The organism is Treponema bryantii NK4A124 (assembly GCF_000421345.1).
In the GTDB taxonomy this organism is placed as follows: Bacteria; Spirochaetota; Spirochaetia; order Treponematales; family Treponemataceae; genus Treponema_D; species Treponema_D bryantii_B.
On the sequence record NZ_ATWV01000003.1, the window covers coordinates 1 to 23,380 of the forward strand.

A 23,380-nucleotide genomic window follows, 5' to 3' on the forward strand; every position below is an offset into this window, starting at 1 on the left:
TTCTGTTAAATCTTGTTATACTTTTTCCACCCATACAGAAATTCTAATAGATTTTAGAATTTTTAAATAGTAGGTTCCTTAAGTTGATGATGTTGCGCAACGCCCCCAGTGAATTAATCTAAGCCATTAAGAAAGCTTTCCCAGTCTTTTGTTACATATGGTTCGTTATATTCATATTGAGCTATACGAGGTGAACCATCTTTGTTGCCAAAACAAGAATCCATGTATTCTTTTTGATTTTCTGAATTAGACTCAATATCATAAAACTTCATTTCTGGAAAGTTAATTTTAGCTAATTCAATAGCTCGTTGAGTCTCTTGGTTTTTACTTGATCCGAATAATTTGAAAATCATTGGCATCTCACTTATAATTTCCTATAATTCTCTAAAATTGCAATCTCGTTTGATTTGATAAAGTTTAAGATTTGTTCGAATGTGTAGTCGTGTACGCTGTAGTTTTCGGACATAACTCTATCCCCTATTTATAACTTTTTAATACATTCATGCTCAATTGACGCCATTTTTATTGTTTCAGAAAATCCTTTATATAACACATTATTCTATAATCACATTTTCATAAAATCTAATTCCAAGATCATTTATAAAAGCCCCTCCAGAATTACCGCAAAATGTGCCTCCGCTTGGTAAATGAAGAAAACCGGATAATACTAATGGTGAAAAATCTGTATTTAATCTCTTTAACTCTAGTTCTTTATCAAAGTTTTCTTTTTTTCTGGAATTGTCTTTGCATTGATAATACACTTTCAAAGTAGAAATACTTGTAATAGGATTCAAAGAACCAATTGAAAACTGTATAGCATTATATTCATCTACAGTGAATATCTTTTCTTTAAAAGTTGTAACAAATAATTTAGCAAGCCATTTTGCTTTTATTTCTGTCTCATATTTATCTAAAGAAAAAAGCGTTTGTTCCATAACAAAATCTAACATTTTTTTAGTGCCACATATTTCTTCAATTCTTTCTTTATAATCTTCCTTATCAAAAATACCACTATTTTTAATTGGAATAATAAAAGCATTGAATTTTCTTATAGCAAGGATAGTTGAAATATTAGAGGCAATCTTTACTCCAGAAATCATCCATTTGAGAATTGGAATATCTGTCAGGATTGATTCTTTACCCGTTAGCGCCAAAACAGCGGCTTTCAAATCTATTTGTGATAAATCGAATACTGTTTCTAAAAGATTAGAATTTATAGCTTCTATAAGTTCATTTGTTGCAGCATAATCTGCATTCTCGTTATCTGTCATCTTACAATTCTCCTCTAAACGCCCTTGCCAGTATTGATTTTTTTAGCAGGGCGATTTGGTCTAGGACGGTTTGTGTGGCTTCTTTGACATGGGATTCTTTCTCTAGTACGGTGTCGAGGAAATTGACAATTGACAGTTGATAATTGAGAGGAGGCAGTTTTATAGGAAAACTGGCGATAATTTTTCCGCTCAAATTTAATTGATTACCACCTACTGATTGTTCACGAATCTGCCAATAATTACACATAAAATAATAGAATAAGAATCGATTATTTAATTTTTCGTTTGGTTGGAGGACGCAAACAGCCTGATTTGTTGCTGTCGGAATTTTTATTATTGCAGCTTTTCCACGAGTTACGCCCATTCCATACATGGCAACAACGACAGATTCAGCTGGAAATATTTTTGCAGAACTGTTTTCTACACCTTCATTTGTAATTCTTTCTTCAACATCATAAATGTCGTTCCAATCAATTTCACCAGTTTTCAACCATGGAATATCACCATTTTCATAATACTCGGAATGACTTTTTGACGGAGTTCCACCAGAACCTAATCTGCAACATTCTCCAATCGTAGTATCTTCCCAATCCTCAATCGGCAATTCTTCATCATCAATTTTTAATTGTCCGGTGAAGGCTTTGTGCAGGATGGCGGCTTTGCGGGTTTCGAAGCTGTCTAGTACTGATTGGGCTTTTTCCTGAGCCTGGTCTAGTTTTGCGAACATTGTTTCTATGCGGTTTACGATGCGCTGTTGTTCGGTGAGAGGTGGTAACGGAAAATGTAATTGTAATAAAGAATTAGATGATAAATGTTTTACCGTAACACTTGGAGTTGCATCATTGATCTGTTTTAATGGAATTGGTAAATAATAATACAAAAATTTATCATCTAAATCTTTTGAAGCTGATTTAATTTTACAAACTCGTTGATTTAATAAACCAAAATCTGATTTCCATCTTGAAATATTGAAATCTCCATCCATTCCAATAAGTATTTCATCTTTTTTGATTTTATATTCATCAGGACAATCTTCATCTGTAAATGTTTCTGTATAGCCTCTTACAACATCACGAATTCTTATAAGTGGAAAAGCATTTTCAGAAGAATTTGTAAATCGTCCAGAATCAAATGGATAACCATTGAGTATTTTTACATAATCACCTAACTCAGCAATTTTCCAGGAGGCATTTGGAATTATTGGCTCAGGTAAATCAACTTTCTTTGCCATCTTCTACTTCTCCGTCTTCTGCAGTTCGCGGACAACTTCTTTGATTAGGTCTGCGGCCATTTCAAGCTGGTCTATGCAGGCTTGGGCGCTTTCGATTGGGTCTGGAAGATCTTCGTAGTCGAGGATGCTTTCGTCGCGGATAAGGCCAAGGTCAAGGCTGTTTCCTTTTGCGGCAATCTGGTCGCGGGTAAAGCAGTTCCAGCGTTCGTCTTTTATTTTTGTGCGGTCACTGGCTTCGTAGGCTTTGATGAAGTCGGCAAAGTGTTCTTTTTTGAGTTGATTCGTTTTGCCAAAGCTTGGCATGTTGGTACGAAGGTCGTAGAACCAGACTTCTTTTGTGTTGTCTTTGTCGGTTTTTCCGCGGGTAAAAAAGAGGACGTTTGTTTTTACGCCCTGTGCATAAAAGATTCCGGTTGGCAGGCGGAGGACTGTGTGCAGATTGCATTTGTTCATTAAGTCTACGCGGATTTTTTCGCCGTCGCCATCTGCAAAAAGAACGTTATCCGGAAGAACTACTGCGGCTCTGGCTTTTCCGTCTGCTTTTAATGAGCGGTAGATGTGCTGCAAAAAATTGAGCTGCTTGTTGCTTGTAGTGTAAGTAAGGTCTGTGCGAAGGGCACGTTCACCGCCTTTTTTAGTTCCGAATGGAGGATTTGTAAGAACTACATCGTAGCCTTTCATTTCCATTCCGATTGAACTTAAGGTGTCGCCCAGTGTGATTTTGCCATTTATGTCGTGAAGATAGGCATTCATAAGGGCTAGACGATGTGTGTCGTGAACAAGTTCTGTTCCAGTAAAGGCCTGGCTGTCTTCAAACTCCTGCTGCTCACTTGTACAGTGAATGAGGTTGTTGTTGTTGTCGAGTACATATTTGTGGGCGCTGATCATAAAGCCAAAAGTTCCACAGGCCGGGTCGTTGCATTTTTCGCCAAGCTGAGGTTTTACAAGTTCTGTCATTACATCGATTAAAACTCGCGGTGTAAAATATTGCCCTGCTCCGCTCTTTTTTTCTGTGGCATTTTTCTCGAGCAGGCCTTCGTAAAGATCGCCCAGTCCTTCGTCTTTTGCACTGAACCAGTCGAGCGCATCTATTGATTTTATGATTTTTTCAAGATTCTTTGGTTCGTCGATTGAAGTTTGACTACCGGCGTAAATCTCAAGTACACGGCCACTTGTTTTTGTTCCCAGATGGTCAAGGAGTTCTTTGTAAAAATCTTTGAGGGCGATTCCATCTTTCTTTACAAGCTTGGCCCAGCGATATTTCTCCGGTATCTGTTCTTCGGCTCCGGGTATCTCTGAACACATTTTTAAGAATAAGATATATGTAAGTTCGTTTAAATAATTTTGATATGTAATTCCATCGTCGCGAAGTACATTACACAGGTTCCAAAGTTTGCTTACGATTTCTTGTGTTGTCATTTTTTTATTCCTTTATATTATTTCCCAATATCCGCCTTTATCTGCTCCAACGCGACGGATTATTCCTTTTTCTTTTAGTTGTTTTATTTGCCATTCTATACCGCGTCTTGTTAGTCCTGTTATTTCTCCTAATTTTTTTTGAGTAATAGAAGGATTTTCTTTTATTGCAGTAATAATTATGTTCGCAGTAAGGGAGTTTTCTCCACAGTTTTCTCCACAGTTTTCTCCACAGTTTTTCTGGCTGGATTCTGCTACTGATTCTGATTCGTTGTAAAAGTCATCTCTTACAAAAAATCTGCTGATGAAATACGAATGTTCTTCGTCTGTTTCAAATTCTGGCTTAGGAGAACCGTTCTTTTCCAGTGCATTCAGGATTTTCTTAAAACCTGTGTTACGGCCTTCTGTAAGGTGCAGTTCTTTTAAGAACTCTCCAATTCTTCGGTTTCTGTAGCGGCGGTTTGTGACTTTAAAATTTTTCAATCCCTCTATTGTTACAGAACGGTCTGGGCCCGGGTGGCTGATAATTTCAATTTTATCATTTTCTACACGTACTTCTATAGGCTCTCGAACATCATAGCCTTTATGATAAACTGCATTTGCAAGAGCTTCCTCAATTGCCGCAAATGGATAATTAAAAAATCTGTCTGCTTCTGCCCTGTCGGGATATTTTATAACTTTTTCCTTGATAACTGAATTTTGAATATACTGTAAAGCTTCCCTAAGCTGCTGATGTATCGGGCCTTTGAAAGTTTTTTCAATTAATTTGTCGCCACCAACACCATCGGGGAATTCAACAATATCAATTTGCGAATATGGCATAAACTTTTCTGGATTCATACTGAAGAACAAAAGCGCAACATTTCTCGGCTTCATGAATTCAGGCTGAGAGTTGCATAATTCCATATTCATGCACAAATCTTCAAACTTCATTGTATCAACTTCTGATTCAAGGCTGCTTCCAATTTCGTGAAGATAAGATTTTATAAGTGTTATATTTAAATCTGAAAGTTCTGCCTGATGGTTTACACGATCATCAAAAGGAACTTTGTTTGCAAGAGAAAATAAATCATTAAGCTCTTCGTTCGACGGCTTTATTGTGCTGTTCATTTTACGAATAAAATATGTTGCTTCACTGGATGGAATAGCCTTGCCGCTTTTAAATGTAAAATGACTTGGTGATTTATACGGTCGAACTTGACCGCCTGGACACCAGACAATGATTAATTTTGTATTTTCATCATAATCTACTGGAGCAACAACCGGCAGATAATCTGGCGTAATAAGTTTGCATTTGTTTAAGAGATCTTTTAGAATATCGTCAACTTCTGCAGCCGGAACTCCTTTAAGAGGAAACTTTGGGCGACCGTTATCATCTTCTACACCAATAACTAAATAGCCGCCAGACCAGTTATCTATATCATTTGCAAAGGCTGTAATTGTTTTTAATGAGGCATCAGGATTCCAGGTTTCTTTAAATTCGATTCTTGCCCACTCAACAACATTTCCTGTAAGCAAAGTTTTTATGTTTATAGGTAAAGCCATTTAGTCTCCTTATGCCGCATCATCATACAGATATTTATTCAATTCAGCAATCAATGCGTGAAGCTGGAACTTAAAGTCTTTATCAATGCGCTTAAAGCCACCTTTATTGCGGAATATAACTACATTATCAAATATAGATTCTTCCAGTACGTTTTCCTGTAAAAGATTTGCTTCTATTACGTTAAGCCAGCCAAGTTCAACCGGACTAAAATTATGATTTGCCTTGAGCTTTGCAACGGCTTTTTTTATTCTGTCTTCGTGACTCTGCATTGGCGAACCAATTGCGCAGGTTCTGATTACACTGATAATGTCTACTGTCAGGTCTGCGTTGGTAACTTTGTTCCATGCTGTGTTAAGGCTTGTAAGATCATACCCTTCATTTGCAAGAATAACGGCAAGATTTTTAAGCGCCTGGCGGGTAAGGTCGGCTGGCCTTGTGCAGACAATTTTTAAGGCTTCAATCTTGTTTCGGTTTTCTTTTATGTAATTTGTAAATTCTTCGATGTAATCTTCCGGCTGCTGCAGATTGTGCTTGCCGTATCCGCGGGTTATCTGAACATCTTTATCCTGCTTGTTATCTATGATAATTTTTCTCAGTTCCGCTTTATCATCTTCCAGCAGTTCAAATACTTTTCTGTCTTCAATAATCTGCTTTTTTGCTTCGATAGGATTTAATTCTTCAATCTTCTTGAGATATGTTTCTATGCTTGTTTCTTTTGTCAGAATCTTGAAGTTAGAAATTGCTTCAGGTGTGAGATTATTCTTTTTGCGGTTTACCTTTGCTAAGAGCTGTTCAATTTGATATTGAATTATTCTTGGTTCAGTGTCTGGTACTGAAGTCATCGCATCAATAAGTTCTGTCATTTTAATCTTTGGCTTTTGAACTACAGGCTGCATATCTATTTTATCTTTGATATGGTCATAGACTCCGGCTGGGTCATAAATATTAAAATGAGTTTTATTGATTTCCGGGCAGCGTCTTGTAGCACGTCCTAGCATCTGTTCAAATAAAATGCGGGATTTGATACATCGCATAAATACAAGATTTGAAATTGAAGGAACATCAATTCCAGTGGTAAGCAAATCTACTGTTACTACAACACTTGGGAAGGTTTCATTCTTAAACTGTTTTATAAGGTCTTCTATTTTCTTTTGATTTCCACCGCCGGCGCTTCCTGTAATTTTCATTACAGCCTGTTCCGGAAGTTCATTTTTCTCGCAAATCTTTTTGATGATATCTACAATCATATCTGCGTGTTCATCATTCACTGCAAATATCAAAGTTTTTCCGTGTGTGTCTGGTGCATCAAGTGTAAGATATCCGTTTTCAAAAAGTTCTGAAAAAACTGCTTCATTGAATGGACGTGTAATAATATCTCTGTTGAATTTTTCTACATCGTAATCAACTTCATCGGGCTCTACTTCTGCTTTAACAACAGTCTTATTATTCGGGTCGTATTTATCTACAAGAGTTCCTGCTTCAAAATGAATTCCATTACGAGTTTTATCTGTAGAAATAATATAGGGAACGTCATGGTCGCAAAGATAACCTTCGTAAACTGCGCGGCGATATGAATAAGTATAAACAGGCTCTCCAAAAATCTGGGTAGTCTGTAAAGCTGGTGTTGCTGTAAAACCGATTCTGACTGCATCAAAATATTCAATTATATTTCGGTACTTACTCTGATAATCTAGCTGGTCCCGGAAGAACAATTCTTCTTCAGCCATTTCTTTATCAAGAATATAACCACGATGAGCTTCGTCAATAATTACTAAATCAAAATCAGTAACAGCTGGCATACGGTCGCCATCATTGTACAAGATGCGCTGAACCATTCCCTGAACTGTAGAAATCTGAAGTTTTGTTTCTTTATCAATTATCTTTTCATCTAGATTTTTTATATTGTATATGTCTGTCAGTGGCTGAAGCTGATCAAGTTTTACTTCGCTAAATACATCAAAGGCTTGTTTTCCAAGAGAGTTACGGTCTACCAAAAGCAATATTCGCTTAAAACGTCCTGTCTTTAAGAAGCGATAAATTAAGGCAAGGAAGGTTCTTGTTTTTCCGGTTCCTGTTGCCATAGCTAAAAGAATATTTTTTCTACCCTCTTCCAATGCTTTATCAACTGCGTGAATTGCTTCTATCTGATAATCGCGAAGACTCAAGCCATCTTTGTTTCGCAAGAAGTCTTCATCATCAAGCTTTTCATATTCTTGTTTGAATGCTTCGGAATTACGTTCAAGTAGTTCTTCAATACCAATCGGACTCATCCAGCCCTGCAACGCTTTTGGAGCTTCTGTTGGTTTTGTAAAATTAATGAACCAGATTCCAGATTTTGTTTCCAACTGCTTAAGATAAGGGCGGCCATTTGTTGCAAAGGCAAAAGGAACTTTGTATTCCTTGTTTACACCCCAGGCTCCCTGAACGTAATCTTTATCTGAATCTTTTATAAGGCTTGCATATTCTTTGCACTGCCCGTCAATTACACAAGGTATATCTTTGTGTTCAGCTTTTGCTTCAATTACTCCAACAAGTTTTTCACCAATAAAAAGAGCATAATCTGCATAACCGTGATTGTAAATTTTTGAATCAGTCTGCCATTCGGCAATGGCCATGTTGTGACCTTTTTGAGGTTTTGTACCGTGTAGTTTTTGATTTAAAATATTTGTATCACATTCCCAGCCAACTTTGCGGAGCTGGTCATCAATAAGTTCTCGAGTTTCAGCTTCTGTAAGTGGACGAGCCCGGTTTGCTTTATATGAACGGTTCTTACGTTCTGAAATTAAGATTTTTGGAACTTGTGCAGCGGCGATAGTTGCTTCTGCTAATAACTGATTTTCTGTATCATCATCTTGTTTTTCTTGTGGGGTAAAATCTGCAGGTTTCTTTATTTTTATAATGATTTTCTTTTTTGCAAGTGCATTAAGTTTTTCTGGAGTTACATATTCTTTATATTCTGGATTTTTGTTTGTTCCATAAGTTCCTGCAAACCACAAACAAAGGCTGTATGCAATTGGAAGAAGTTCTCTAACTAAAACTGAAGAATCTAAGTCCTCATGAACTGCTTCGTTTCCTATTTTCCTAAGACGGGTAAAAGATTTTGCAAGTAATGAATTAATGATACCGTAATCTTGGAGTGTATTTATTCTTGTTGCCTGATTTACATCATTAACATCACCTGTTGGACAAATGATATTATCGTATTGATAAATAAGAGTTGTTATGGTTTCCCCAATTTTTCTGATTTTATATAAAGCACCATTTGGATCTGTCTCACAATATGATTCTGCCAATATGCCGAGTTTTGCGAGTACTGGAAATTCTTTTTTTAAATAGTCAAATGATGAAGCCATTTTTACTCTCAGATTATTTTATTTTAATATTATAACACAATTTTGTTTATATAGGTTGAAAATATTCTTAAAACTTAAAACAAATCCAGCACAGCATCCAGATAGATTTCTTCGCGGACTTCAAGCTGGTGCTCGGGCTTGGTCATGTAGTAAAGGATAAACTCTAAAAGAAGAGCAGAACCGAGGCCGCGGCCTTCCAGTTTGAAATTGGTAAAGCCCATGGGGAGATAGGTTTTCTGGATATCCTGGATGCTGATGAAGGCGGGATTTTTCATGGCTTTGGAAAACTTGTAGCCGCCCTGGCCGTCTTTTCCAGTGCATTTGTGGTCGGGGATTTCGTCGCCTGAGCTGGCGAGGTTTTTGCGGCTTACGTTTTCGTAGCAGGCTTTGCGGGAGCGGCAATTGATGTCGCAGCATTCGTTGCAGAGGAATTCGACTTTGTTTCTTTGTTCTTGGGTGAGACTTAAAAGTTTATCGAAGTTTTTGTTCAGGCGGAAGTCCGGGACTACGTATTTGAAATCGGGTCTGTCCAGTTCGGTGAGCAGGTCTTTAAAATCTGTGAGGACTTTTGTTGTTGAGGATATCAGATACAAATCGGGATATTTTAATTTGAGATAAGTTACTAACAAATCAGAATGGACAATTACTCCGGCAGGGATTTTTGCGCCTTCAAAAAGCCTGCACAGCTCGTTGCATTTTTTGTCTGCAAGGTGTTCTTCTCGCAATAAGGAATTACTGAAGGTTAGTCTTGCGGAGATGTTATACATGTCCATCAGCGCGAGAACATCGTGGGCATCAGTCTTACCTAAACTAGTTCTTCCCCCGCCCCACAAACATCCCTCGGGTGCGCCATAAATCGAAGCAATGTCACACCATTCATAAAACCAGTCGCGGTGCTGGCGATAAAGCGGCAGAAAGACTTTATAAAATTCATAAAACTCAAAAAGCCCGGGAAGATGGTAATGCGCGATTTTTTTCGGGGTCACGATGATGCCTACATTCCGAACCACTGTGCTGCTGTCTGGTCTGCCAGCTGAAGCAAAATAACCAGAGGGTTCTGCAGGAAGTTTGAATAGTTAAAGGTCTCGCTGTCTGACAAATCAGAAAAGCCCATGTGGCGGCTTACGGCTTCAATCACCATGCGGTTGTTTATAATAGATGGTAGAATTTCAATCATCATCAAAACAGATTCGTTTCCGTGGCCAAGGTTGCGGTTGTCGTTAAGAGTCTTATAAAATGGCTGCTTAATCCAGTTGCCGGTGATGTCTTTTGTGTTGCGGTACTCTACTCCGTAAAAACCGGTTTTGCAGAAGTCGTGACAGAGGGCGGCAACAAAAATGTCGTAGGCACGCACGGTGTACTTTCCTGCCTCCGGCGAAGTGTAAAAGTTTTCAAGCACAGTATGGGCAAACTCAAGACTCTGTTTGATTACCATTAGGGTGTGAAGCGAAAGTCCACCCTTGAAATTTCCGTGGAAGCGGGTTGAAGCCGGGGCTGTCCAGAAATCGGTGTGGTCCAGCCAGTCTTTCATGCTGGCGGCTTCGGTGGCATCCTTCATGATGTAATCTATCATTTCTGTGATGCAGGGCTTTACTGCTTCAATATTGCTTTTACCATCCGGCTGGCATGGTGAAAATTCGTTGTAAATGTCGAGAAGTTCGTTTACTTCTGTGTAAAGTTCTTGTCTTTCGTTTGTGTCCATTTTTTTACTCCTACTCAAGAATAGTAATTTCTACTCGTCTATTTAATGCTTTGCCTTCTGCAGTATCATTCGAGGCAATCGGCTTTTTGCCGCCACTGCCTTTGCAGATAAAGCGTTCGCTGCCAATTCCGCGGGTACTCAGTGCAGCCGCAATTGAATCAGCTCGTTCTTTAGAAAGCTTCATTTCTCCGGCTTCGTAGCCTGTGCTTGCAGTGTGTCCTTCAATCAAAAATTGAGCGCCCTCTGCAAGCCGCAGTATTTCTGCAATCTGATCCAGACGTTTTTCTTCACCCGGAAGCAGTTCTGCACTATCGGCCTTAAACTGAAGATTCTGTATTGTCAGGCGGATTCCGGCTTCGGTGTTGTCTACAGATATAGGGGCTGCTGGCTTAGATGCTTGTTGTGATTTTGCCTGATGATCTTCGATTTTCTTTTTAAGTCTGTCGGTTTTTGATTTTGTGTCTTTATCCGGATTTCCGCCACTAACCCATTCACTGGTGTTTATCGGTTCCCAGGAATCATCATTAAAATTATCAGGGCTACCTTTTCCGGCAGCGCTTCCAGTCTCCTGCGGAAGTCCTCCCGCTGTAGCTGCATCATCCTTTGCTACCGGCCTTTGCAGCAGTTTCTCCGCTTCCTCATCATCCAGCAGATCCATTTTCTTAAGGGCTGCAATCAGCCTGCTTCGATCTATGGCTGGCGGATATTCGGTAAACAAAGAAATTGTTCCCTTGAACTGATATTTATTTCCATCTTTATAAACAAAGGTCTCATCAACCGTATCTCGGATAACAAGAGCAGTGCCTGTAGCCTTACTTACAATAATAGTTGCCTTGTGACTGCCCTGTGCATAATTAAGTTCCTTGTCTCCACCCCAGTCAACATACATTGTAGTTCCACCCATATTGTAACGGGTTGCCCATTCAGCGGTAATCAGATAGACAGGTTCTCCGTTATAGTTATCGTCCCCTGTATAAGTGTAGCGAACGTAAATAGGCATTTTTGTGATGATGCCTTTAGAAAGCGGGTCCACTGCCCTCATTGCCTTTGCTTCCCAGATATCACCCTTTTTGATTTTACGGCTGGTAAAAGCAGGAAAGCTTCGGAAACTCGGATAACCATTATCAACCAGCATGGTAAGATTGCCGTCGCTGTTAATTATAAATGATGAAGGAATAGCTTCGTGAATACCAAGTGCTACCTGAGACTTGTTACGATTGGTATCCTGGTCAACATAGAAGTCACCTTCGTAAACAAGGCCTTTGTCTGTCCAGGTAGGAATAATAAAAGCCGAAACTATTTTACTCTGCAAACCAACATAGCGCCCGTTTTGATAAAGGCGCAAATCACTGCGTTCTGTAAATTTATAGTTCCGGCTTCCTTTATAGGAAATGGTCTGGCTTGCTCCGTCAGAAACTTCCCCCAGCGGATGATTTATTGCAGACTGCCCCGTCATAAAAAAAGAAAAAGAAAGAAAAGTAAAAAGTGCACACCCGATTTTCTTAATGCGGGACAATCTGATTTTTTTCATTTAAATACCAAGATCCTCGCCAACAAGAATAACCTTAATTCGGCCCTCAGGCTTACACATTCGGGTTTCTACAAACTGGCAGCATATAGAATCCGGGCTCAAGCAGTTTGCACATTCGCCGGTAAGTGAACAAGGCGCCTTAGAATTTGGAAAGCGCATATTATTTACAGGAGCCGCATAATTACGTACACGAGAATAAGCAGCCTCCATATCTTTTACGATTTTATTCATTCCTGCAATAATCAAAATGTTTTTAGGACCATAGCAAAGCGCTGCCACGCGGTTACCCTTTCCGTCAATATTAAAAAGTTCTCCGTTTTCTGTAATTGCATTAGAGCTCATAAGGAAGGTTCCGCAGTTCAAAGCCTGATGCATAAGCTCTTCACTTTCTTCCGGGCTTTTCGCAGTTGCACGGTCAATGATTTTATAACCTTTATCAGCCAGCACCTTTTTGATTCCAAGGGCATCAACTGTCATAGTTCCACCCCAGGAAACAGAATGGTCAGCAGGAATCAGCTCCAGCACTTTTGCCGCCACATCCTTACTGTCAGAAATATAATAAGCCTCAAAGTGTCTCTTCTTCAAAGCCTCAACAACCTTAGGCCCAGCCAGATCATTTCTCTTCTTCAATGGTTCCAACATAAAATGTCGCCTCCCAAAACTCTTATAAAATATAGTAATTATTATACACTTTTTTTGATTTTTTTTCTCGAAAAAGTGTCAGAAATGACATATCAAATCAAATTTATATATAGAGATTTGTAAGAGCCGCGGTGCGGCACTATGTCTCGTTATATAAATCAGGAGTTTCTCATGGAAGAAATCAAAAAGGAAGATGACAAAGAATTTGAACCTCAGTATCCGGCACAGCTGTATACCCAGAGACCTAACCCAACGGCACTTTTGAGTCCGCTGTATGACTCAACCTTCAAAGGAATCTTTACTCAGGAGACGGAAGATTCAAAACTGGCACTGCAAAGTTTTATATCTGCAGTACTGGGGCGAACTGTTAAGAGTGTTACATTAAAACCTAATGAACTGCCTAAAGAGAGTTCCGAAGAAAAAGGTATGAGTTATGATATAAGTGTCGAATTTGATAACGGAGAAATATCAGATATTGAGATGCAGGCCTGGAAGCAGGTTTATGACTATAGAGTAAGGGCCGAAATTCTGATATCAAGACTTCTTTCCCATAATGCTAAGAAAGGAGCAAACTGGGTAGCTCCTAAAGTATATCAAATTTCCATTCTAAACTTTCATTATACTAAAGATGACAATAAAGAACTTGCATGGTATACTATGAAAGATCAATCAGGCTCGGGCCTTACGGATAGACAAAACATTATTTTTATTGATTTGGAAACCATACGGAAGAAATTAGGCACACCGATTGAAAAACTAATGCCTGTCGAAAAATGGGGTCTGTTTTTCAGTTATGTAGACAATAAAAAATATGCTGATTATATCAGCGAACTTGTCAGGAGTGAAAAAGGAATTATGATTGCAGAAAAGATTGTAAAACGCATGAGCGAAGCAGACGACAACTGGTCTGTTCAGAATTCCCGATACAAAGCCGAGTGTGACAGAAATTCAATTGAATACTATGCAGAAAAAAAAGGCCACGAAGAAGGTCTTCAAGAAGGGTTACAGCAAGGGCTGCAACAAGGACTAGAGCAAGGGGCACAAAAGAAAGCCGAGGAAGCCGCAATTAATCTCTTGAAAATGGACAAGCTTTCTCAAAAAGAAATCGCCCAGGTCCAAGGGCTTACACTCGAAAAAGTTCAGGAACTAAAGGAAAAAATAAACCACGCACCTGCGTGATCATAAAATAATTTTTTTACGGCTTGATTTCTCAAGCCGTTATTTTTTTTCTTTCAGCCCAAATATTCAGTTCAAGGCGCCTTCCACAGCTCCCTTACGGTCGGACTCCTCCTTCGCTACGCTCAGTCCGGTGGCTGCCTGCGGCACTGCTCCACGCTTGGGGCGCATCACTGTAAAAAATCACAACAGATTTCTACGTCGTTTATATGGGTGATAAAGAACAGCCTCTCGAACAGGAACTCAGATTATCAGATGCTTTTTATGAGAAAGACAGCAGTAAACTTGAACTCGTAGTAAAAGTCAAAAACTGCTCGGATTCAAAATTCTTGCCCTTGTTAAAATCTTGTGATATTCTTAAAGAGTATTGCCGCTTTATAGAAATAGTAGAATTGAATTTTGATAAGCGGCATCCTAGAAGGTCTTTCCAGAAAGCAATTGAACAGGCTATGGAAGAAGGAATCTTAGTGGATTATCTTGACCGAAAATCCAGGGAGGTTATTAACATGCTCAGTGCACAGTACAGTTATAAAATGGATATTGCTGTAAAGAAGGAAGAAGCCTTTCAGGATGGATTGACGGAAGGTATTTCACAAGGCGCACAGCAGAAAGCCGTGGAAACGGCCCACAAACTTTTGGCAGACGGAAAATACACAGCTGATGAAATATCTTCACTTTTAAAAATTCCGGTTGAATCTTTTACAGAAACTGAGAGGACATAAAAAACGGCGGGCTCCGGGAGTGGAAGGCCGCCGTTGGTTGTTTATGTTGTTTTTATATTACTGCAATGTGGACTAGAATGTCCTTATGGCGCGAATTTGATACGGCCATTGCAATGCATTCATGTCATCTGCCAATCCGCTTGTACTTTTTGCGTAATTCACCCAACCATTCGAGGCCCAAGTAGAAGTGCAATAAAGTTTAGAGTTGCTTGGCTCAACTTTTGTCGCGTAGCTTGTTCCAATTTTTTCAATAATTGGGTTTATAACATTAAGTTTCGATATCAAAGCTGACATTTCATCTTTGGCAGGAATATACCAGCCTGATGAGTAAGTAACTCCAAGGTTGGTGGCCGAGCTGCTGTATGCGCTTGCCCAATAGAATCCCGGATAGTTTGTTTGGAAGTTCACAGTAGTATTTGCGTCGCTTAGCGATTTCACTTTTGTCATATTTTCGCTGCCGTCTGATGCGCTGGATGTCATAGTAGCCGCTTTCGAATAAAGCTGACAGACAGGCTCGACAAGTCCTAACTTAGTACCGCTGTCGGGCGACTCCTTCAAGCCCAAGCCTTTCATTGTACTGCCAGACTTGTAGAATATTACAGCGATGGCCTTAGCAGGATTTTTAATCGTTGCCGAGCTGCCGTCCATGGCGCTTCCGTCTGAGTAAACGACATCGCCAGCTTTGTCAGGAGTAAGCTTTGTTCCCCAAATTCCCTTAAGGTTGCCGCTTGTGTCAAGAAGCCATGTTTTTGTACTGCTTGTGTCTTGAAGAACGCTGAACCTTTGGCTTACAGTAGAGATTGATACTCCACTTCCCGCTTTGACGATAGTCTTATTGTCGTTGTATGAAGAAGGCGTTATCATTGCCACGGTACCGGATCCACTAAGAGAGCCCGACACATTAATCCAGCCATACTGAGAATTTGTAGCATACCATGCAACGAAGATGTCGTTCGTGTTTTTAGCCGGATTTGACATTGCAAAGCTTCCTTTTACATTCAATGTTTTGCCATACTTAACATATGCCCCGCCGCCACCGCCAGTGGCTGCTGTGCTTGTTGCGACATTTTTAGTAAATACCGCGCCGTCAAGGGTGCAGCCGTCAGCATTTACGGTAACTCCGCCGCCAGTATACGCGGAGTTGTACTTAACTTGGTTCTTTACTGTGAGCGTTCCGCCATTAAAGTAAATGCCGCCTCCCGATGCGGTGGCGCAGTAATTATAAGCCACAGTGCCGCCATTAAGGCTTACGGTTCCGTCGTTGACATAGATTCCTCCTCCGCCGTAAGTTCCAGCGCTGTTGGAATGTTTGCTGGCGTCGCTTTCCGCCGCGTCAGTAGCGTTTTTGTCGCCGATTGTTCCGGCGGACATCGTGAACGTTCCTCCCTCAACATAAACGCCGCCGCCTTTGCTGGAAGCTTTGTTGCTTGAAATCGCGCCATTAGCGTTGTCCATAGTGAACGTTCCGTTAGTGTAAACACCGCCGCCAGATACGGCGCCGTTATATTTTGCGTTTGCAAGATTGAAATAGGTGGTTGCCGCAGTCCAAATTCCGCCGCCTTGTCCGGCAGAATAATTGTAAGAAACATTTCCGGCGTTAAGGTCTACAGTATTCTTTGCTGTAGCGGCGTAAATGCCGCCGCCGTCATGGACCGCGTAATTTGAAAATTTTTCGTCCGCGCCTGTCGCAGCAGAGGTTACGCCGCTTGAGCTGTCTCCAATCGTTCCGCCGCTCATCACAATAGAACTTCCGGATGACGTGTTACCGAAAAGATAAACGCCGCCGCCGTCGTAAGCCTTGTTTTTTGCGATTGTTCCGCCGCTCATTGTAAGCGTTGCGGTCTCATTAAGATAGATTCCGCCGCCGTTCTTGTATGCCGCGTTTGCGATAGTGCCGTTACATGAAATAGAGCCACTTGCAATCTCAACGCTGCTGCCCGAAGCGACAAGAACGCCGCCACCTGCGTTGTAAACGTAGTTGTAGCGGATTCCATAAGCGGCGTCCAGTGAGGTTCCTGTTGTCGCGGTCGGAGTCGCGTAGCCAAGACGAAGCTTAGAGCCTGTTCCAACGTAAACGCCGCCGCCACTCTGCGCGGAGTTTGAATGTTTTCCAGAATCCCCTGTAGCGGCGGAAGTTGCGTCTTTGTCTCCAATAAGCGCTGTACCTGTCATGCAGAGGGTCGCGTATTTAAGGCCAACACCACCGCCCTTGCCCTGATCCGAGTCGTTGCCGCTTATCGTTGCGTCCGACTCCATTATAAGGGTTGCAGGGCTTTCGCTGGTTCCCTCAACATAGACTCCGCCGCCAGAATATTCTGTATCGTTTACGGACAAGTAATTAGCAGTAACAAGGGCTCCCTCTCCAAGCGTGAGGCTGGCGCCGGCCACGTTGGCGCGAATTCCACCACCACTGGCATTTTTATTGTAACCGCCCGTTATCTTAATTTTCTTTATTGTAACAGGAGTTGCTGTATTAATTGTAAGGGCTGTTCCAGAATCTGTCGCGGTTGATAAGTTTCTGTTTATTATATCTTTTGAATTTCCCTGAACGCCTTCAATCGTGATAGCACTGGCAAGGCCGCCTGTTGAAGTTGAGCCAGCAGGAATTGTCTGGGCTGTTCCGGTAATAGTTCCAGAAAATTTAACAGTAAATGGAAGCGTTGTGATCCAGCAGGCTTTTACTCCTTCCTCAATTGAATTGAATGGCTTTAACTTTGTACCAATACGTTCACTTGCAGTTTCTGAAGGTGCGCTAATTCCTGACGCGCGATTTTCAGAACCCGCAACATAAATGTCCGCACCGATTCGAGTCTTTAAGTCATCGGTTAATGTCCATGAGCTTTCCTTGTAGCCAACAGACCATTCTGAGTCGCTGGTATTAAAGTAAGTGTAATAATCAGCGGCTTTAGTTCCGGCAAGAACTTGACTTCCGCGCGCCCAGGTTGATGGAGTGAGTGTCATTTTATTAGAAGCCTGCGAACCGCTCCAAGTGCTGTCAATAGTAACTTTTTTGTTGCTTGGCAAGTAAACATCATTTATTTTCAAGGTTCCAGATGAAACATAAGCCGAGCCGCTTACATTGAAGGTTCCTGCATTGTAGATAGCACCACCATCACCAGTTCCATCTGAATCACTGTCGGCAATATTTGCATCACTAGAATTGCTTCCTCCGATTGTACCTGCAGTCATTGTAAGGCTACCAGTTGAACTAATATAGATTGCGCCACCTGAGCCATATGCAGAATTTTTAATAATTTCCGATGTACCGTTTATATTTACATTACAAGTATATGAACTGTGAGTATAGATAGCACCACCAAGATTTTGAGATTTATTAGATGTCATACAAACTGCATCAAGATTTACAGTTCCTTTTTGAACATGAATTCCGCCTCCACAGTTTCCTGTCTGATTATATGAAACATTACCGCTGCCTATTTCAACAAGTCCATCATATACATAAATACCACCACCACCATTTGCATTATTGAAATTTCTTCTAACTCCACCAGTTGTCATTGGAGAAGGAATAGGTACATGTGTAGTTGAATTAATTCCGCTATAACCAATGTAAACATTTCCTGCTGAATAAATTCCACCTCCAAGATTCTGAGCCCTGTTAGCATATTTTGTTGAATCTGTATCACTATATTCTGCAATTGCTTCTGTAGTATCTCCAACAATTGCATCGTCATACATGAATAACGTACCATTAGCCCCAACAGATATTCCGCCTCCATTTCCAGGAGCATAGTTACCCGTTACCTGTACGCCTTCACCCAACTTAAGAGTTCCTTTTGTAAGCAGAATACCGCCACCATTTCCGTTAGTTGGTGCACCACCCGTAATTAAGATGTTTGTCATGGTGATTTCAAAATCATTTGAAGGAGCGTTTATTTCCAGAGTTCTGTTATTGGTAGTTCCGCTAAGTACAGCCTTATATGTACCCCCTGTAGCTTCCGGATGTTTTGTGATTGTAATTGATTTTGCATTTACAGGAGCTGCTTCCGTAGAAACTATCTTATGAGCACTTTTTACAGTTCCATCAACATAAATTGTGAAAGGAAGGCTACTGTCTGTACAAGCCGCTATTCCAGCAGTAATAGAAGCATAAGGCTTTGCTTTTGTACCGCGGGCCCCTGAAGTAACACCTGCATTTCCAATACGAGTCTCATCAGTAGTAGCTGTACTTGCAACGTAGATTGGCGCATTAAGGGCACCAGTTGTTGCAGCTCCTGTACCTTTTAAAGCAAAAGTAAAGTCTTCGTCGATTGTAACAAATTTATTTTTTATTGCATCCGTAATTCCGCTTGTAAGAGATGAACCCGGAATAAGAACTTCATAACCACGGGTCCATTCTGCCATTGTAAGTGTTGCAATAATACCTTCTTTTTCAAGCGCACTTTCTACTTCGATTTTTCCTGTGTTAGCCACAGCTATATCATTTTTGCTTTCAGCAACCGTTCCATTCTGGAAATATGCATTTCCTCCAATTGCTAAAGTTCCGGCACAATAAACTGCTCCACCTAATCTGTCTTCATATCGGTTATTGTTTGATTGAATGGTTCCATCTTTTATATAAAAATACTTACCAGCAGCAATATTAATACCAGAACCTTGGTAAGTTGCTGTATTAGATGATATTGAACCACCTTCAAAAATTGCATTATCTTTTGAAGCAGCCTCAGAATAAATACCAGCTCCATACCAGGCTTCATTAGAAGAAATAATACCGCTTTTCATTAAAAATGTTCCGGTTGTATATAATCCTCCCCCATTAACCTGAACATCACCATTTCCTCTAATACCTGATGTACATTCTTCTTCTACTCTGCTTCCATTCTCATATTTATAACCTAAATAAAGATTTCCGGCATTGTAAATGCCAGCCCCTTTATGAGCTACATTACGGAATGCGTTATAAGCATTTCGCTCTGTATTAGTTTGCCCATTTTTGTTTTTTGTGGTTCCTATAAGTGCATCTTTACATATATAACAGTTAGCACCTTCTGCAATGTAAACACCACCACCGTAGGTTTCACCTGATTTATCAAGTTGATTACCAGTAATACCTATTCCATCAGCAAGTGTAACATATGCACCACTTTTTTTTATATATAAACCACCGCCGTAATGTTTTTCAGACTCTACTGTTCCGCCTCCATCATATATACCAAGTTTTTTTAATGTTACAGGAACTGTAGAATTTATTACTAATGCAGATTTTTCAGAACCACTAGTTGTTGTGCCTTTAAATAAATCTCCAGTTATTGTATTGTACATTCCTTCAGTCCAGCCACGGATTCCCTCTATTGTAAGCGACTTAGCACTGAAGCCACTATCAGGAATCTCTGTGTTACGAAGAGTGCCAAACATTTTAATTGTATAATCAGTATTACTGTCAGTACATATTTGCTCGAGAGCATATTTAAGGCTTGCAAATGGATATTTTTTTGTACCTCGGGTAGTAGTTGTATCTGCTGGACTTCCAATTTTGTAAGAAGAATCTGCACTTCCAGCCACGAAAATATCGGCTTTAAGAACACCTTCTGTTGTTGTGCCTTTTTGCTGAATTGTAAAATCTTCGTCTGTTGTAGCAAAACAAGATATATTACTGGTAAGGAGACTTGCATTTGCTGCTCCTAAAACGGTAGTTTCTCTGGTCCAGGCATTTGGAGTTATAAAAATTGGAGAATCTGAATCATGTGCTGCTAAATTTGTTCCAATAGAAACAGGGGTACTTCCCCAGCAATTAACATCATTCTTCTTTTCTGCTTTTGTATTATTTACACCGTATGGAATAGAAACTGAATCGCATAGAGTAATAGAAACAGCGTAAACCGCTCCACCAGCATCAGATGCTTCATTATTTTGTATTGTAAATGTTCCATTCAGCGTTAGAGAATTATTACTATAAATTCCTCCGCCACTTTCTGCAATATTATCTTCAATTGTTCCGCCGGAAAAGATATTACCTGCTATGTCACTATTATCATTCATAATTCCGCCACCGGCTACACCTCGGTTTAAGCCAATGGTTCCGCTCGCCATTCGGATAATCTTACCATTCATAATTCCACCAGCGTCAGAGCTGGAATAATTATGGCTTATTCCATATCCGGCATCGAGCGCATGAATTACATTATTTGATTCGTTCGTCCAGTCTTCGTAACCAAGATATACTTCTCCATTATTGTAAAGACCTCCGCCATCACGGGCAGAATTAGAGGCATCATCTTCATCTTCCGGAGCAGAAGTTATTGTTGTACTTTTTAAATCTCCAATAAGAGAAGAGCCATACATAAATAATCTGGCACCATCTTCTACATATACACCGCCCCCTCTGTATGCGGTGTTTCCGGTAATATGAGCACCATCTGCAAGTTTTACGGTTCCGTTTGTAAGATAAATTCCACCGCCCTTATTATTACTACCGTTGCCAGTTCCTTCACCGCCAGTAATTTTAAGATTCTTAATGATTACAGGAACACCGCTATCTACAGTAAGTGTTGAGCTGCCGTCGCCAGAAAGGCTTGCATCACTCGTTGTACTACCTGCAGGCTTAAAGCCTTCCAGTGTAAGACTTGCGGCATTGTTTTCGGTAGTTATGTTTTGAATTATCTGATTGCCACAAACATTTCCATAAATTGTAAAAGTAAAATCAAAATCAGGATTTGTTAATTCCTTTAAAGCATATTCAATTGAGGCAAATGGAGAAGATTTTGAACCATGAGAGTCTTCAGTATCAGCTGGATTACCAATTCCGTAAGTAGAATTTGCCTGACTTGCAATAAAAATCGGAGCATCTATAATTCCGGTAGTTACATTTGAGTTTAGTTTCTTTGCAGAAAAGTCTCTGTCAGAAATTGTAAATTTGGAAAGGACTGTATCTACGGCAGCCCCTAAGGTCTGAATAATCTGTGTACCACGGCTCCAGTCTTCAGGAGTGATTAAAGCGACAGCCGACTGTGTGAGTGAACCTGCTACTGTAATTTTTGCTTTATGAGAATCATCTTTGGCAAGATAAACATCATTGCGGCCGGCAGCATCTGAAGCTGCGAACTGAAGTTTAGCACTGCCTTTGATTTTGAAATCTGCCTGAGGGCTTACATAAACTGCACCACCCTTGGCTGCAGTGTTACCTGAAATGACTGCGCCGTCCGCAAGTGTTACATTTGTGTTATCTGCCAGGTAAAGGGCACCACCGTTACCGCTTGAGTTATTACCGCCTGTAATCTGAATATTTTTGAAAGTAACAGGTTTTGATGTAGTGATTGAAAGAACCGGAGATGAAGTACCATGACCGCGAATAATTGAGGTTGAGCTGTTAACTCCTGCCAGTGTAATTGAAGCGGCCCTGTCTGTTGAAATTGTATTGTTTGCTGTGTCAGTTGTTTCACCGGTGATGTGAATTGTGTAATTATTTGCAGGCTGATTCTGAGTATCAATTATAGAAAGAGCTTTATTTAATGAAGAAAATGGAGAATATGGAGTTCCCTCGTTTGAATCTGAAGGCGCTTTTCCAGGAAGGCCGTCGCCATAAGTTCCGGGGTAACTTCCCACGTAAATCTGGGTAAGGCTGTATTTTTTAAGTACGTTTGTATCAATCTTAAAAGATTTAGTTTCATTATTGATTACACTCGCATTACCATTGTCGGCCCAGGTGCTGGTTGTCATGTTTTCAAAAACGTTGATGATTTGAACTGTCGTAAAGAGAGGAAATGTTTCTGTGGCAGAACTGTGAAAAGTAAATAAGACTTCGTAAGAACCGCTTTTTATTGCTGGAATATTAAGCTTAGCTACCTTTCCATCTGTGGCATCATTTGCGAGCTCAACAAGAGGTGCAACATCACCATTTTTCCAGTTATCTTTATTATCAGAAAGACAGGTTGCTTTTACATATCCGATTGTATCGTCATCGGGAATATCCATCTTTAAATCAATTATTCCGTTACCACCAGATGTAAGTGGTTTAAGGAAAAATGTATGGTCTGTGTCAGAAATAGAATTTTCGGTTATTTCAAGGGGATAAGAGTCCTGAAGAAAAACAGCAGAATTAACATCGGTTTCGCTAGCTCTGATTCCTGCAATGATTGTCCAGGTGTAGCCTAGTTCAAGTTGAATTGAATAGGCCCGAGTTGCTTGAATCACTTCACCATATACATAATCAGTTCCGTTGCAAGTAGCCTTAATAAAATACCATGAATTTGCTGGAACAACCGGAAGCGCTGAACGTCCCTGATCTTCTGTATAATCACTTTCTGGTCTCGCAGGGTCATCATTTTCAATTCTGTTTATTACGCTTACAGGGTAGGCACCATTAAGTTCAAGGTCGCCACTTATCGTTGCGTATTTTTTTACAGGAGCAGCAGGAGTATTGCTTTTTGTTTCTACAGCCGTTTCTGTATTTGAAACTGTAGTGTGTTCTTTTTTCTTTTGCTCATATGAAGCTGCAGATTCGTTATCAACAACATTAGAACAGGACAGGACAATAAATAGAAAAGTCAGAAATAATACTGAAAACATCCGGCCTATTTTGAAATGTTTAGCAATTTGAAAAAATGTCTTTTTCATACTCAATTCCCATAATAAGACAATTTATGTCATAAAATTATATCATATTTTTGATATTTTGCTATATTTATTCTATATATTGAATTATTTTAATAATTCGTAAGCGATTTTGTCTATATCGATTTTTTTATTATTTTCTGTAATTCTATTGTTATTAGGCGGTATTTAGGGTAAACTATCTTACTTTATTATATTTATCACACAGCGAATTCGCTG

At 40.1% G+C, this 23,380-nt stretch carries 13 protein-coding genes; 2 read left to right on the forward strand and 11 right to left on the reverse strand.

Going from position 1 to position 23,380, the window contains the following annotated elements; genetic code table 11:
• Positions 1-113: 113 nt before the first annotated feature.
• The 10 genes from G626_RS0103195 to G626_RS0103240 all read right to left on the reverse strand — a co-directional run bounded on the left by G626_RS0103195 (position 114) and on the right by G626_RS0103240 (position 12,692).
• A complete protein-coding gene (locus G626_RS0103195; protein WP_022931352.1) occupies positions 114-353 on the reverse strand; it encodes a hypothetical protein in 240 nt (79 codons plus the stop codon).
• A 201-nt stretch (positions 354-554) separates the two neighbouring features.
• Entirely contained in the window at positions 555-1,271 is a 717-nt protein-coding gene (locus G626_RS0103200) for a hypothetical protein (protein WP_022931353.1), read from the reverse strand.
• Position 1,272: 1 nt separating this feature from the next.
• Positions 1,273-2,502 (reverse strand): restriction endonuclease subunit S, encoded by a 1,230-nt coding sequence (locus G626_RS17210; protein WP_022931354.1) that lies wholly within the window; start codon positions 2,500-2,502, stop codon positions 1,273-1,275.
• Between the two features lie 3 nt (positions 2,503-2,505).
• Positions 2,506-3,921, reverse strand: a complete 1,416-nt coding sequence (locus G626_RS0103210; RefSeq protein WP_022931355.1) for a class I SAM-dependent DNA methyltransferase — start codon at positions 3,919-3,921, stop codon at positions 2,506-2,508.
• A gap of 12 nt (positions 3,922-3,933) precedes the next feature.
• On the reverse strand, positions 3,934-5,463 hold the full coding sequence (locus G626_RS0103215) for an ATP-binding protein (protein ID WP_022931356.1): 1,530 nt from the start codon (positions 5,461-5,463) through the stop codon (positions 3,934-3,936).
• Between the two features lie 9 nt (positions 5,464-5,472).
• Complete coding sequence (gene hsdR / locus G626_RS0103220) at positions 5,473-8,817, reverse strand: type I restriction-modification system endonuclease (protein WP_022931357.1); 3,345 nt, start codon at positions 8,815-8,817, stop codon at positions 5,473-5,475.
• A 74-nt stretch (positions 8,818-8,891) separates the two neighbouring features.
• On the reverse strand, positions 8,892-9,803 hold the full coding sequence (locus G626_RS0103225; protein ID WP_022931358.1) for a hypothetical protein: 912 nt from the start codon (positions 9,801-9,803) through the stop codon (positions 8,892-8,894).
• 8 nt (positions 9,804-9,811) lie between these two features.
• Complete coding sequence (locus tag G626_RS17215) at positions 9,812-10,519, reverse strand: hypothetical protein (RefSeq protein WP_022931359.1); 708 nt, start codon at positions 10,517-10,519, stop codon at positions 9,812-9,814.
• Positions 10,520-10,529: 10 nt separating this feature from the next.
• A complete protein-coding gene (locus G626_RS0103235; protein ID WP_022931360.1) occupies positions 10,530-12,050 on the reverse strand; it encodes an OmpA family protein in 1,521 nt (506 codons plus the stop codon).
• A complete protein-coding gene (locus tag G626_RS0103240; RefSeq protein ID WP_022931361.1) occupies positions 12,051-12,692 on the reverse strand; it encodes a lactate utilization protein in 642 nt (213 codons plus the stop codon).
• A gap of 171 nt (positions 12,693-12,863) precedes the next feature.
• Between G626_RS0103240 and G626_RS0103245 the strand changes: the two genes are divergently transcribed.
• Both G626_RS0103245 and G626_RS15250 read left to right on the forward strand, forming a co-directional pair.
• Complete coding sequence (locus G626_RS0103245) at positions 12,864-13,871, forward strand: Rpn family recombination-promoting nuclease/putative transposase (protein ID WP_022931362.1); 1,008 nt, start codon at positions 12,864-12,866, stop codon at positions 13,869-13,871.
• Between the two features lie 206 nt (positions 13,872-14,077).
• The gene (locus tag G626_RS15250) at positions 14,078-14,590 is read left to right on the forward strand and encodes a hypothetical protein (RefSeq protein ID WP_022931363.1); all 513 of its coding nucleotides are present in this window, start codon (positions 14,078-14,080) and stop codon (positions 14,588-14,590) included.
• 72 nt (positions 14,591-14,662) lie between these two features.
• Here the strand turns inward: G626_RS15250 and G626_RS0103255 are convergent, their stop codons facing one another.
• On the reverse strand, positions 14,663-23,116 hold the full coding sequence (locus G626_RS0103255; RefSeq protein ID WP_156003152.1) for a hypothetical protein: 8,454 nt from the start codon (positions 23,114-23,116) through the stop codon (positions 14,663-14,665).
• Positions 23,117-23,380 lie beyond the last annotated feature (264 nt).

What these genes read in the sequence shown, in the direction of transcription:
- G626_RS0103195 (WP_022931352.1), bottom strand. Translation starts at nt 353, where the DNA reads ATGATTTTCAAATTATTCGGATCAAGTAAAAACCAAGAGACTCAACGA.
- G626_RS0103200 (WP_022931353.1), bottom strand. Translation starts at nt 1,271, where the DNA reads ATGACAGATAACGAGAATGCAGATTATGCTGCAACAAATGAACTTATA.
- G626_RS17210 (WP_022931354.1), bottom strand. Translation starts at nt 2,502, where the DNA reads ATGGCAAAGAAAGTTGATTTACCTGAGCCAATAATTCCAAATGCCTCC.
- G626_RS0103210 (WP_022931355.1), bottom strand. Translation starts at nt 3,921, where the DNA reads ATGACAACACAAGAAATCGTAAGCAAACTTTGGAACCTGTGTAATGTA.
- G626_RS0103215 (WP_022931356.1), bottom strand. Translation starts at nt 5,463, where the DNA reads ATGGCTTTACCTATAAACATAAAAACTTTGCTTACAGGAAATGTTGTT.
- hsdR (WP_022931357.1), bottom strand. Translation starts at nt 8,817, where the DNA reads ATGGCTTCATCATTTGACTATTTAAAAAAAGAATTTCCAGTACTCGCA.
- G626_RS17215 (WP_022931359.1), bottom strand. Translation starts at nt 10,519, where the DNA reads ATGGACACAAACGAAAGACAAGAACTTTACACAGAAGTAAACGAACTT.
- G626_RS0103235 (WP_022931360.1), bottom strand. Translation starts at nt 12,050, where the DNA reads ATGAAAAAAATCAGATTGTCCCGCATTAAGAAAATCGGGTGTGCACTT.
- G626_RS0103240 (WP_022931361.1), bottom strand. Translation starts at nt 12,692, where the DNA reads ATGTTGGAACCATTGAAGAAGAGAAATGATCTGGCTGGGCCTAAGGTT.
- G626_RS0103245 (WP_022931362.1), top strand. Translation starts at nt 12,864, where the DNA reads ATGGAAGAAATCAAAAAGGAAGATGACAAAGAATTTGAACCTCAGTAT.
- G626_RS15250 (WP_022931363.1), top strand. Translation starts at nt 14,078, where the DNA reads ATGGGTGATAAAGAACAGCCTCTCGAACAGGAACTCAGATTATCAGAT.
- G626_RS0103255 (WP_156003152.1), bottom strand. Translation starts at nt 23,116, where the DNA reads ATGTTTTCAGTATTATTTCTGACTTTTCTATTTATTGTCCTGTCCTGT.